This is a genomic window from Planobispora longispora (assembly GCF_016863135.1).
Taxonomy (GTDB): domain Bacteria; phylum Actinomycetota; class Actinomycetes; order Streptosporangiales; family Streptosporangiaceae; genus Planobispora; species Planobispora longispora.
Genome location: NZ_BOOH01000019.1, coordinates 193,943 through 206,175, shown reverse-complemented (window position 1 = coordinate 206,175; position 12,233 = coordinate 193,943). Strand labels below are relative to the sequence as shown.

Below are 12,233 nucleotides of genomic sequence, written 5' to 3'. Positions count from 1 at the left end.
GGTCTCACCCTCACGGGGAGGTTGATATGACCATCGCATCCATTCTCGGCGCCATCGTCATCGGCGCGATCGTCGGCGCCATCGGTCGTCTCCTGCTTCCCGGCAGGCAGCCGATCGGCTGGATCCTGACCATCGTCGTCGGGATCGTGGCGGCGCTCATCGGTACCGCCATCGCCCAGGTGCTCAATGTCGCCACGACGGACGGCATCGACTGGATCGAACTCGTGATGCAGGTCGTCCTGGCGGTCGTCGGTGTCGGCCTGGTCGCCGGCCTGCGCCGTTCCAGGGTGTGACCTGCGACAGGGTTATCGGAACGGACCCTGAGGTGAGCAAATCGCCGGCCCGCAGTGGGGCGCCGCTCACCAAGTGTGAGCGAGAACTGCGGGCCGGTCCATGACCGGTGAAAGGTCGCACCCGAGAACCGGGTCAGCTCCTCCGAGGCCCCGGAGCTGACCCACCGGGTGTGCCGCCGGAGCACCGTCTCCGGCACCAGGACCACGGCCGGGCGCTCGCCCGGCCGTCGTCACGGGCAAGGCCGCCCAGGCGATGGAAGCGATCACCCACCGGTCGAACGGCCGATCGCGGATACGCCGGGCGCCGTACCGTGCGGCTCCGAGCGTTCTCACCGGAACAGCCCCGAACGATCGACGCCCTGCCGGCCCTCATCGGGCGGGCAGGGCGTCTCGCTTTTCCGGGGAAGCCGTCACTCTTCCGGGGGGACGGGGGTGCTGCGCACGCGGCTGGAGGGCGGCGCCACCGCGTCGTCGCCGCTGTACGGAGGACGCCGGTCGGAAGCCCCCTCCTGCGGATCGGAGGCCGCTTCCTCCAGGTCGGCGGCCTCGGAACCGTGCGCCGGATCCGGAAGGTCGGAGCCGGGAGCCGGATCGGGGGAGTCGGAACCGAGCGCCGGATCGGGGGAGTCGCCGGTCACCACCCGCATCGGCTGCGTGGAAGCGCCGTGCCCGGAGCTCTCGGCCTCCTCGTGGCGCGGGGTCCCGGCCGAGGTCGTGACGGGCTCCGTCGCCGCTCCCCAGGTCTCCACCCGCTCGCTGATCCGGCCCTCGTGGCCGGGGTCGGGAGCGGCGGGGCGGGGAGGATGGACGAGCAGGTCACCCCGGACGGGACGGGTCAGGTCGCCCCAGCGCACCGGCGCGTCCGGCTCCTTCGCCGCGGCGGCCGCGGGCCGCACGGGCTCCGCGGACTCCGGAAGCCGTACGGGCTCCGCAGGCGGTGCGGGCTCCACGGGCTGCGCGGACCCGGGGCGCACATGCTCCACGGGCTCAGGCCACGCGGATCCCGTGGGCTCCACCGGCTCCGGGCGCTCCGCAGGCCCGGGCCGTACGGCCTCGGGAGCCCCGGCCGCCGCGGCGGGCGTCACGGTCTCCACCGGATCCGCCGGACCGGGGGCCGGACCGGGATCGCGGGCTCCGGCGGGCTCGGGCAGATCGTCGACCTCGGGCGTCTCCGGCGCCGGCGTGGGACCGACCACCGGGACCGCCGGGAGATCGTGGTGCGGGGCCGACTCCATCGGCGGGGCCGCCTGCGGGTCGAGCGCGGGCTGCGCCGGGAGGCGGGGACCGGGGACCGCCGAGCCCGCGGGCGCCTCCGGACGCGGGTACTCCGCGGTCGGCATGGCGGCGTCGGGGAACGGGACGATGTCGTGCCCGTGACCCGCACCGGCCTGACGGGAGTCCAGAGCGGTCCGCCGGGCCTGGGCGTGCTTGATCAGCAGAAGCCAGAGCCACAGCGCCACCGCCAGCATCACCCAGGGGGCGACGGCCACCGTGAGGGCGGCCGGCCGGGCCTGCACCGCGATCCGCATGGCCGTGACCACCTCGGCGGCGACCGCGCCGGCGAGCAGCAGGACGAGGACGAGCCCCGCCTGCAGGCGGACCGGCCAGCGCCCGCCACGCAGCAGCAGCACGCTGATCATCGCGACGACGAGCAGCGCGTCGAAGCCGGCGGGATAGAGGTAGGCGAGGTCGGGCCGGGCCTCGCCGAGGACGGCGAGACCGCGCAGGTCCTCGAAGGACAGCATGCACGCCGCCCCGGTGAGGGCGGCCACGCCGATGCCGGCGAGGGCGATGCCCGCGTGCCGCAGGGCGACGGCGGCCCGGCCCGGCTCGGCGGGGGCGGGCAGGGCTGGAGTCGGGCGGGAGACCGGGCCTGCCGCCGCGGGGGATTTCACGTCCATGACCCTTCGAGCGTACAGAATCGGCACCCCGCATGATCTGTGCTCCGAATCCCGATCGGGAAGATGTCGCCAGGCATTAGCCTTGCTTCCGTGAGTCTGCGCCTTTACGACACCAGCACGCGTACGGTCCGTGAGTTCGTTCCGGTGGAGCCCGGCCGGGCGTCGATCTACCTGTGTGGTGCCACCGTTCAGGCGCCGCCGCACATCGGGCACATCCGCTCCGGCGTCAACTTCGACGTGCTGCGCCGCTGGATGACGCGCTCCGGCTACGACGTCACCTTCTGCCGGAACGTCACGGACATCGACGACAAGATCATCAGGGTCTCCGCCGAGGAGGGCGTGCCCTGGTTCGTGGTCGCCGAGCGCAACCAGCGCGCCTTCACCTGGGCCTACCAGGTGCTCGGCTGCCTGCCGCCGACCGTCGAGCCGCGCGCCACCGGCCACGTCCCCGAGATGATCGAGCTGATGGAGCGGCTGATCGCGGCGGGCCACGCCTACGCCGCCGGCGGTGACGTCTACTTCGACGTCGTCTCCTACGCCGACAGGTACGGCTCGCTGTCCAACCAGAAGCTGGAGAACATGCGGGCGGCCGGTGACACCGACACCGACTCGGCCAAGCGCGACCCGCGTGACTTCGCGCTCTGGAAGGGCGAGAAGCCCGGCGAGCCGACCTGGCCGACCCCCTGGGGCCGCGGCCGTCCCGGCTGGCACCTGGAGTGCTCGGCCATGGCGACCAAATACCTCGGGGCGACCTTCGACATCCACGGCGGCGGCGTCGACCTGATCTTCCCGCACCACGAGAACGAGCTGACCCAGTCGCAGGCGGCCGGCGACGGCTTCGCCCGCTACTGGATGCACAACGGCATGCTCAAGATCGGCGCGGAGAAGATGAGCAAGTCGCTCGGGAACTCCCTGCTGATCCCCGATGTGACCAAGAAGATCCGCCCGGTCGAGCTCCGCTACTACCTGGCCGCCCCCCACTACCGCTCCTCCATCGACTACTCCGAGGAGGCGCTGTTCGAGGCCGCCGCGGCCTACCAGCGCATCGAGGGCTTCGTCACCCGCGCCGCGGAGATGATCCACGACGTGGACGCCGACGCCCCGCTGCCGCAGGCGTTCACCGACGCGCTCGACGACGACCTGGGCACCCCCCAGGCGCTCGCCGTCGTGCACGAGGTGGTCCGCGAGGGCAACGTGGCGCTCGCGCGGGGCGACAAGGAGCAGGTGGCCCGGCTGCTGGCCGAGACGCAGAACATGCTCGACGTGCTGGGCCTGGACCCGCGCTCGGAGCAGTGGCGCTCCTCGGGGGGCGACGGCGCGGGGATGCGCGCGACCGTGGACGCCCTGGTCGCCGTGGCCCTGGAGCAGCGCCAGGCGGCCCGCGGCCGCAAGGACTTCGCCGCCGCCGACGCCATCCGCGACCAGCTGGCCGGGGCCGGGATCGTCGTGGAGGACACCCCGCAGGGTCCCCGCTGGGAGCTGGCGAAGTAGGACCGCCGGACGGGACCGGGCGGTGGGAGGACGCGCCGTCGCGTGCCTTCCCGCCGTCCGGTTTCACCGGGAGGCGTCCGGTGCTGCGGCGGGCAGGCCGTACCCTAGTGACCATGGCTGGTGGGGGTAGTAAAGGGGCCGGACGGCCCGCGAAGAAGAAGAGTCCGACCAAGGGCACGGGCGGCAACGTCCGCCGTGGCCTGGAGGGCAAGGGGGCGACCCCGCCGGCGCACATGCGGCACTGGTTCAAGGACAAGGCCCGCACCGAGCGGATCGAGCGCGAGGAGCGGACCGGCCGGTCGTCCTCCCCGCGCACTCCGGCCCGGACCCGGCGCAGCGAGGACGCGCCGGAGTACATCGGCGGGCGCAATCCGGTCGTCGAGGCGCTCCGCGCCGGTGTGCCAGCCAACGCCCTCTACGTCGCGCAGCGCATCGACAACGACGACCGCGTCAAGGAGTCCATGCGCATCGCCGGCGACCGGGGCATCGCGATGCTGGAGGTCACCCGGGAGAAGCTCGACCGGCTGACCGAGGGCGGCGTGCACCAGGGCGTGGCCCTGCAGATCCCCGCCTACGACTACGCCCACCCCGACGACCTGGTCCAGCAGGCCCAGGACGCCGCGGAGGTGCCGCTGATCGTCGCCCTCGACGGCGTCACCGACCCGCGCAACCTCGGCGCCATCGCCCGCTCCGCCACCGCCTTCGGCGCCCACGGCCTGGTCGTCCCGGCCCGCCGCTCCGCGGGGGTGACCGCCGGAGCCTGGAAGACCTCGGCGGGCACGCTGGCGACCATGCCCGTCGCCCGGGCGAGCAACCTCACCGCGACCCTGCGCGAGTACCGCGACGCGGGCCTGTTCGTGATCGGCCTGGACGGCGAGGGACGGATCGACGTCGGCGACGCCAACCTCCTGGACGGCCCCCTGGTCGTGGTCGTCGGCTCGGAGGGCAAGGGCCTGTCCCGCCTCGTCCGCGAGTCCTGCGACCTGGTCGTCCGCATTCCCATGCACGCCGCGGCCGAGTCCCTCAACGCGGGCGTCGCCGCCGGCATCGCCCTGTACGAGGTGGCCCGCCACCGCAAGCGCTGACTCCTCCGCCGTAAGCTCTTTCTGACATTTCCGTACGGCGCGCGGGCTTTACGCGGTGACGTCCGGGGTGTAAGCCGACTACACTCGTCAGGCGGCCACGCCGACGTAGCTCAATCGGCAGAGCAACGGTCTTGTAAACCGTAGGTCAGGGGTTCGATTCCCCTCGTCGGCTCGCAATGAGAAAGGCCCCTGATCAGGCGCGACGCCGTCAGGGGCCTTCTTCGTGCCCGGACGAAACCGCGATCTTGCTAACACCTCTGCTGACAGGCGAGGATCGCTGGGACGCCGACCACGACGCCGGTGGGAAAGGAGCATCATGGCTGATCGCGCTCTGACGGACGAACTGCACGAGGCCGAGAAGCGGCTGCAGGCGGCGCAGCTCGCCGGAGACGTCGAGGAGCTGGACCGGCTGCTCCATGACGAGCTCGTCTTCACCGGACCCCCGGACGGCCGGTGCCACCCGGGGGCGAAGCAGCTCGATCTGGAGAACCACCGCTCGCGCACGCAGGTCATGACGAAGGTGGCTCAGGAGGAGCTCACCGTCCTGGTCGCGGGGAACACCGGGGTCACCTGCTTCCTCGGCACGCTGGAGGGCTCCTTCGCGGGTGAGCCGTTCGCCGGGCGGCTGCGCTACACCCGGACCTGGGTCCACACCGAGGAGTACGGCTGGCGCATCCTGGCCGCCCACGCCAGTCCGGCCTGATGAGCGGGTGACGCGGCCGTGCCGTCCCCGGTCAGCCGATGAAGGGGTGGGGGCCGAAGCGGCCCCACGCCACGAAGCCGGCCAGGGCGATGTAGGCCAGGTTCACCACGATCACCTTGGTCTCGTGACGGCGGAGATGCGTGATCATCGCGCCGACCATCAGGAGCACCAGGCCGACGGCGGCCAGCGGCACCAGAACCGGCGCGACGCCGAGCGCGGCGGGCAGGATCAGGCCCGCCGCCGCCAGGAACTCGAGGAGCCCGATGGCTTTGACGGCGCCGGCGCTGAAGTCCTCGGTCCATCCCCCGAGGGGGGTGGCGGCCAGCTTCTCCTTGGGAGTGACCAGCTTGATGACGCCGCCGGCCAGGAAGGCGGTGGCCAGCAGTCCGGCGACGATCCACAGAGCGAGGTTCATCAGGTTTCTCCTTGTCGGGGTGCGCGGCTCCGGTTCGGCGCCGGAGCGGTGATCGCGTCCCACGCGGGGGTGGCCGGGGCGGGCCTGTCAGCCGGATGATGGGCTCGCCCCGGCAGTACGACGAAACGATCGCCGGAAATGTGAGGCGGCGCGGCCGGCCTCACATTCCGGTGCGCTGTCTCGTCGATCGGGTGAGAGCGGATGCGATCGAGGGAGCCAGTGAGGTCATGACCACCCCGTCCGAGTCCGGAGCGGATCAGCTCGATCCGAGCCTGAGCGCGATCATGAGCGAGCGGCGTCAACTGATCAATCTCGCCTACCGGCTGCTCGGCTCTCTGGCCGAGGCCGAGGACGCCGTACAGGAGACCTACGCCCGCTGGTATGCCATGTCCCGGGAGCAGCAGGAGGCCATCGCGTCCCCGGGCGCCTGGCTGACGACGGTCGCCAGCCGCATCTGCCTGGACCTGCTCGGCTCGGCCCGGGCGCGGCGCGAGCGCTACGTGGGCGCCTGGATCCCCGAGCCGCTGCCCGACCCGGCGGAGTGGCGCCCCGGGCGATCGGAGGGCGCGGGGGCGGACCCGGCCGACCGCATCACTCTGGATGAGTCGATCACCATGGCGTTCCTGGTCGTGCTCGAAGCGATGACCCCGGCCGAGCGCGTGGCGTTCATCCTGCACGATGTCTTCCGCTACTCCTTCGCCGAGGTGGCCGAGATCGTCGGCCGGACCCCGGCGGCCTGCCGCCAGCTCGCCTCCTCGGCCCGCCGCCGCATCCGCGCGGCCCAGACGCCCGCGGCTCCGACGGCCCGGCAGGCCGACGTCGTCCGCGATTTCAAGCAGGCCTGGGAGACCAAGGACATCGCCGCCCTCATCGGCCTGCTCGCCCCCGACGCCACGATGATCGCCGATGGCGGCGGCCTGGTCAGCGCCGCGCTCCACCCGATCGAGGGGGCCGAGCAGATCGCGCGCTACGCCAGGAACATCGCCGGCCGGGTGCCCGGGCTGACGCTTCTGGAGCGCACGGTCAACGGCCGGCCCGGTCTGGTGATCCAGCAGAACGGCGTCACCGAGGGGGTGATGGCGTTCGAGGTCGCCGACGGCCGGATCACGCACATCTGGGGGGTACGGAATCCCGAGAAGCTCCGGCCCTGGACGACGGGCTGATCCCTACGACAGACCGGCCTTCCCCGCCCGTCAGCCTTCCCCGCCCGCCGGACCCGGACCGGTCCGGTCACACGGGCGGGACCAGGGTGAAGTAGCGGTCGAGCACGGCCTCGTCACCGCTCACGTCGAGGTGCTCCGCCGGGAGCCGCCGCCAGAGGAACAACATCAGGTCCGAGGCCGTACCGGCCAGTTCCACGTCGGCGGGCCCGCCGTCCTCCACGAGCCGGACGTCGTCGCCCTCGAAGCGCGCCGTCCAGACATCCGCGCCGTCGGTCCGCCGGAACCGGTACCGCTCGCCCCGTCCCGGCGGGGCCTGCCGCAACGCCCGGCGGGCCGGGGCCATGACCTCGAAGGTCTGGCTGACGGAGTCGGCGGCGAGTTCGGCGTCCACCGGGAGCGCCGTCCCGACCGCCCCTTCGGCGTCCCAGCGGTGCACGGCCGCCTCGATGGTCTGCATCCGCAGCCAGAACCCGGCGGTCCGCTCCGCCGACCAGGTCCAGACCGGCTCGCCGGGGTCGGTGTCCCTGAACTGTTCTTCGAGACCGGCGGCCCCTTCCGCGAACCAGGTGAGCAGGTTCGCCGGGACCGGCCCGAGGTTGGGGGCGTTCTGCGGGTCGGGCCAGCCGTCGAGGTCCGGGGGCAGGCCGAGGGCGGCGAGATCGGCGAAGTCCGGCGGCTCCGCGAGGCGTTCTCTGATGACACGGGCGACGCTCCGGTGCACCCCGCCCAGGTGGATGACGAGGTCGGACACCGACCAGCCGGGGCAGGACGGCACGGGGGGCGCCTCGCCGGTGTCGGCCGCCCGGCGCGCCGCGGCCTGGAACGCTCGGATCTCCCGGTGGAAATGAGAGACATGGTCCATTCCCTCACTCTGTCACCCGTACCGCGGACCCGGACGGATGAGGTGGCCTCCGCGGCCTGCCGATCAGCGCTCTCTGGGACAGGTAGGGGCCCCCGGGGTCATGGGACGGGGTGGCCGTCGGGGCGGCCGGTCCAGCGGGCGATGGTGGCGGCGAGCTCGGTGTAGTCGAACGGCTTGGCGATGAAGTCGTCCATGCCGGCGGCCAGGCAACGCCGGCGGTCCTCGGCGAAGACGCCGGCGGTCAGCGCGATGATGGGGGTGCGCCGGGCGGCCCCCTCCCGCCGGCGGAGCACGGTGGTGGCGGTGTAGCCGTCCATCACGGGCATCTGGCAGTCCATCAGGATGGCCTGGTACTCGGTCTTCTCCGTCATCGCGATGGCCTCCTCGCCGTTGGTCGCGAGATCGGCGTGGTAGCCGAGCATGGCGAGCACCTCCATGGCCGCCATCTGGTTGAGCTCGTTGTCCTCCACGAGCAGGAGCCGGGAGCGGTGGACGGGCGCGGCGGGGACGGGGTCCTCCGCGCCGGGCGGCTCCTGCGCGGGCGCCGGGGCCAGCGACATCGTGCAGGTGAAGACGCTGCCCCGGCCGGGACGTCCGGACACCCGCAGGTCGCCGCCCATCGCCTGGGCGAGCCGGCGGGAGATGGCCAGGCCCAGGCCGGTGCCGCCGTACTGCCGGGTGGTGGAGGCGTCGGCCTGGACGAACGGGTCGAACAGCTGCTCCCGCTTGTCCTCGGGGATGCCGATGCCGGTGTCGGCGACCTCGATCCGGACCTCCAGCCTGCCGTCCGGGGCCGCGCCGGTGAGGCCGGCGTGGACGGTCACGCTTCCCTCCGGGGTGAACTTGACCGCGTTGTCGACGAGGTTGAGCAGGATCTGCCGGATCCTGGTGGGATCGCCGCGCAGGACGGCGGGCACCTCCGGGCCGCACGAGCCGCCCAGCGCGAGGCCCTTGGCCCCGGCCGTCGCCGACAACAGCCCGACGACGTCGTGCACGAGGACGTCGAGGTCGACGTCGCCGTCCTCCAGCACCAGCTGGTCGGCTTCGATCTTGGACAGGTCGAGGATGTCGTTGATGATGGCCAGCAGGGTCTGCCCTGCGGTGAGGATGCCCTCCAGCTGCCGGCGCTGCTCGCGGCCGAGCGGGCCGGCCAGCAGGACGGCGGCCAGGCCGATGACCGCGTTCATCGGGGTGCGGATCTCGTGGCTCATGGTGGCCAGGAACTGCGACTTGAGCCGGGAGGCCTCCAGCGCCTGGTCGCGGGCGGTGGCCAGGTCCCGCTCGAACTGCTTGCGCTCGGCGATGTCCCGGGCGAAGGCGTTGAAGTGCCGGTGACCGGCGGACTCGACGCACCAGACGGTGAGCTCCACCGGCAGGGGCCGGCCGTCGCGGTGCCTGGCGAGGATCTCCATGCGGTCCTCGGCGGCGGTCATCGCCTCCGGGAAGCGCTCGCGGTGGACGTCCGCCGGGATCATGAGGTCGGTCAGCGGGCGGCCGATCGCCTCCCGCGCCGGCCAGCCGAAGGTCGTCTCCGCGCTGCTGTTCCAGTCGGTGACCACGCCGTCGGCGTCGAAGCCGAAGAAGGGGTCGCGGGCGGTGGCGATGATCGAGCGGGTGCGTTCCTGCTGGGCGTGGAGCGCCGCGGTCGCCCTCTCGCGCTCGGTGATGATCGCCGCCACCAGCATGCTCGTGGCGATCAGCACCATGGTGTAGTTCTGGGTGGTCAGCAAGGTGCCCGGGGACGACAGCTGCACGAAGGGCCCCACCCCGCGCGCCGCCGCGTAGATCACCACCGCGGTGGTGAACAGGCAGGCCAGGCTCGCGCCGACCAGCCGGAAGCGGATCGCGGCCCACAGCAGCACCGGCACGACGAGGGTCAGCCGCCCGGCTCCCAGGACGGGCCAGGTGGCCAGCGGGAGCGCGAGGGAGAGCAACCCCGCCTCGGCCGTCCTGGTCCGGCTCGGCCGGCGCCACCGTCGCCGGCGCGCCCAGGCCACCAGCAGCACCGGCGTCAGTGTCATCACGCCGATCGCGTCGCCGAACCACCACAGGATCCACGAGGAGACCGCCTCGGCCGCCGGGATGACGCCGCCGGCCCACAGCGCCGTGACGCCGACGGTGGCGCTCACCGCCGTCGCGGCCAGGCCGGCGAGCCCGACCAGGGCCAGCACGTCGCGGATCCGGTCGGCGGGCCGGCGGAAGCCGGACAGGCGCAGCAGCCATCCGGCCGCGGCCGCCTCCAGGGTGTTGCCCGCGGCGATCAGCGCGGCCACCCAGAGCGGGATGTCGGTGGAGGCGTTGAAGGCGAACGCCCCGAGCAGGATCGCGGGAAGCGCGCGGTAGCCGTACAGGACGGCGGCGGCCACCGCCAGGCCGCTCGGCAGCCAGATCGGGGAGATGCTGGTGTGCACGGAGGCCAGGGCGAAGACGGTCTGGGCGGTCACGGCGTAGAGGATCGCCAGCGGCACGACCTTGCCGAGATACGCCACACCGTGGCGAAGCATAGAAAGCTCCTCGCGCCGGACCCGAGGGTCGGGGCTTCCCTTCGGTCCTTCGCGGTCCCGGGCCGGGATCGTCGTGGAACCGTGGCGTCCCGGACCGCACGGCAAGCTTACTCCGGGCCGGGAAGCGAGGCATGAAATCAGCCGTTACGGGGTGGCACGACACGCTTACGAATCGGTACGGGCGGCCTCGGCCATCCGCGCGGCCCGGGTCTCCAGGTAGCGCTGCTCGGGCAGGCTGGTGGTACGGCGGGCCGCCGAGCGGTACGCCGTACGGGCGGCCTCGTGGTCGCCGGCCATCTCCAGCAGGTGCGCGCGGACCGCGTCGAGGCGGTGGTGGCCGGTCATCCGGTCGTCGGCCGTCAGGGTCTCCAGCAGGTCGAGCCCCGCCCGCGGCCCGTGCACCATCCCCACCGCGACGGCCTCGTTCAGCGTGGTCACGGGGTTGGGCGCGATGCGGCCCAGCAGCCGGTAGAGCGCGAGGATCTGCGGCCAGTCGGTGTCCTCGGCGCGCGGGGCCTCGGCGTGGACCGCGGCGATGGCCGCCTGGAGCTGGTACGGCCCCAACGGGGCCCGCGCCAGCGTCTCGGTGATCAGCTCGATCCCCTCGGCGACGATCGCCCGGTCCCACAGGGCGCGGTCCTGTTCGGCGAGCGGGACCAGCGCCCCGTCGGGGCGGGTGCGGGCCGGGCGCCGGGCGTCGGTGAGCAGCATGAGCGCCAGCAGCCCGGCGGCCTCGCCGTCGTCCGGCAGCATCCGGCGGAGGCCCCGGGCGAGGCGGATCGCCTCGCCGGTGAGGTCGGCGCGTTGCAGGTCGGGGCCGGAGGTGGTGGTGTAGCCCTCGTTGAAGACGAGGTAGAGCACGTGCAGCACGGCCCGTAGCCGGGTCTCCCGCTCGGCCTGGGGAGGCATGGCGAAGCGGGCGCCGGCGGCCTTGACGCGCTGCTTGGCCCGGCTGATGCGCTGGGCCATGGTCGCCTCGGGGACCAGGAACGCGCGGGCGATCTCCGCGGTGCTCAGGCCGCCGACGGCGCGCAGGGTGAGCGCCACCTGGGAGGGGGGCGACAGCGCGGGATGGCAGCACAGGAACAGCAGGGTCAGCGTGTCGTCCTGGCCGGGGGAGCGCTCCTCGCCGGGCGCGGGCACGACCGACAGGTCGGCCGGTTCCCGCGTCGCGACGGCGACCTCGCGTTCCCGGCGCGCGTGCTCGCCGCGCCACTGGTCGATCAGCCGCCGGGAGGCGACCGTGACCAGCCAGCTCCGCGGGTTGTCCGGCATGCCCTCCTCGGGCCACTGCACGGCGGCGGCCAGCAGCGCCTCCTGCACCGCGTCCTCGCACGCGTCGAACTGCCCGTGGCGGCGGACGAGCGCGCCGAGAACCTGCGGCGCCAGCGCGCGCAGCAGGTCCTCGACGCGGTCGTCGGCTCTCACATCTCCGTCCCGGACTGCTGCATGAGGGGCCGGACCTCCATGGCCCAGCGCTTGGCGTCCGGCCAGCGCGCGGCGATCTCGACCGCGCGCCCGGGGGTCTCGCAGTCGACCATGATGTACCCGGCGAACTGTTCCTTGGCCTCGATGTACGGCCCGTCCGTGACCGCCGGCACGCCGTCGCGCACCCGGACGGTCTTCGTCTGCGAGGGGTCGGCGAGGGCCTCGCCGCCGATCAGCTCCCCGGACTCGGTGAGCTCCTTCATGAGCGCGTCCACCCCGCCGAACAGCTCGTCGCGCTCGGCCTCCGACAGCTCCTCCGCGAAACCGGGACGGTTGTAGATCAGCAGCATGTACTTCACGGTTCTCCTCCTTGCAGCGCCGGCCCCGG

The 12,233-nt window shown here is 73.0% G+C and carries 11 protein-coding genes and 1 tRNA gene; 6 read left to right on the top strand and 6 right to left on the bottom strand.

The genetic code is table 11. From position 1 onward, the window contains the following. The first annotated feature begins 26 nt into the window (after positions 1-26). A complete protein-coding gene (locus tag Plo01_RS11985; protein ID WP_203890608.1) occupies positions 27-293 on the top strand; it encodes a GlsB/YeaQ/YmgE family stress response membrane protein in 267 nt (88 codons plus the stop codon). 410 nt (positions 294-703) lie between these two features. Here Plo01_RS11985 and Plo01_RS11980 read toward each other — a convergent pair whose 3' ends face one another. Further along, positions 704-2,194: a DUF2637 domain-containing protein gene (locus tag Plo01_RS11980; RefSeq protein ID WP_203890607.1), complete on the bottom strand. Its 1,491-nt coding sequence runs from the start codon at positions 2,192-2,194 to the stop codon at positions 704-706. A gap of 90 nt (positions 2,195-2,284) precedes the next feature. On the opposite strand from Plo01_RS11980, the gene cysS reads away from it, so the two are divergent. The 4 genes from cysS to Plo01_RS11960 all read left to right on the top strand — a co-directional run bounded on the left by cysS (position 2,285) and on the right by Plo01_RS11960 (position 5,473). Further along, a complete protein-coding gene (cysS, locus tag Plo01_RS11975; protein ID WP_203890606.1) occupies positions 2,285-3,685 on the top strand; it encodes a cysteine--tRNA ligase in 1,401 nt (466 codons plus the stop codon). A gap of 113 nt (positions 3,686-3,798) precedes the next feature. Further along, positions 3,799-4,770: a 23S rRNA (guanosine(2251)-2'-O)-methyltransferase RlmB gene (gene rlmB, locus Plo01_RS11970; protein ID WP_203890605.1), complete on the top strand. Its 972-nt coding sequence runs from the start codon at positions 3,799-3,801 to the stop codon at positions 4,768-4,770. A gap of 99 nt (positions 4,771-4,869) precedes the next feature. After that, positions 4,870-4,942: transfer RNA gene (locus Plo01_RS11965), tRNA-Thr, on the top strand. A gap of 144 nt (positions 4,943-5,086) precedes the next feature. Continuing rightward, entirely contained in the window at positions 5,087-5,473 is a 387-nt protein-coding gene (locus Plo01_RS11960) for a nuclear transport factor 2 family protein (RefSeq protein ID WP_203890604.1), read from the top strand. A 31-nt stretch (positions 5,474-5,504) separates the two neighbouring features. Here Plo01_RS11960 and Plo01_RS11955 read toward each other — a convergent pair whose 3' ends face one another. Then, entirely contained in the window at positions 5,505-5,888 is a 384-nt protein-coding gene (locus Plo01_RS11955; RefSeq protein WP_203890603.1) for a DoxX family protein, read from the bottom strand. A 227-nt stretch (positions 5,889-6,115) separates the two neighbouring features. On the opposite strand from Plo01_RS11955, the gene sigJ reads away from it, so the two are divergent. Continuing rightward, positions 6,116-7,051: an RNA polymerase sigma factor SigJ gene (sigJ, locus tag Plo01_RS11950; protein WP_203890602.1), complete on the top strand. Its 936-nt coding sequence runs from the start codon at positions 6,116-6,118 to the stop codon at positions 7,049-7,051. Between the two features lie 67 nt (positions 7,052-7,118). Here sigJ and Plo01_RS11945 read toward each other — a convergent pair whose 3' ends face one another. The 4 genes from Plo01_RS11945 to Plo01_RS11930 all read right to left on the bottom strand — a co-directional run bounded on the left by Plo01_RS11945 (position 7,119) and on the right by Plo01_RS11930 (position 12,195). Next, positions 7,119-7,913, bottom strand: a complete 795-nt coding sequence (locus Plo01_RS11945; RefSeq protein WP_203890601.1) for a maleylpyruvate isomerase family mycothiol-dependent enzyme — start codon at positions 7,911-7,913, stop codon at positions 7,119-7,121. A 98-nt stretch (positions 7,914-8,011) separates the two neighbouring features. Then, positions 8,012-10,417 (bottom strand): MASE1 domain-containing protein, encoded by a 2,406-nt coding sequence (locus Plo01_RS11940; RefSeq protein WP_203890600.1) that lies wholly within the window; start codon positions 10,415-10,417, stop codon positions 8,012-8,014. 165 nt (positions 10,418-10,582) lie between these two features. Continuing rightward, positions 10,583-11,845 (bottom strand): RNA polymerase sigma factor, encoded by a 1,263-nt coding sequence (locus Plo01_RS11935; RefSeq protein WP_203890599.1) that lies wholly within the window; start codon positions 11,843-11,845, stop codon positions 10,583-10,585. Beyond that, entirely contained in the window at positions 11,842-12,195 is a 354-nt protein-coding gene (locus Plo01_RS11930) for a YciI family protein (RefSeq protein WP_239316253.1), read from the bottom strand. The genes Plo01_RS11935 and Plo01_RS11930 overlap by 4 nt, the downstream gene beginning before the upstream one ends. Between the last annotated feature and the right edge of the window lie 38 nt (positions 12,196-12,233).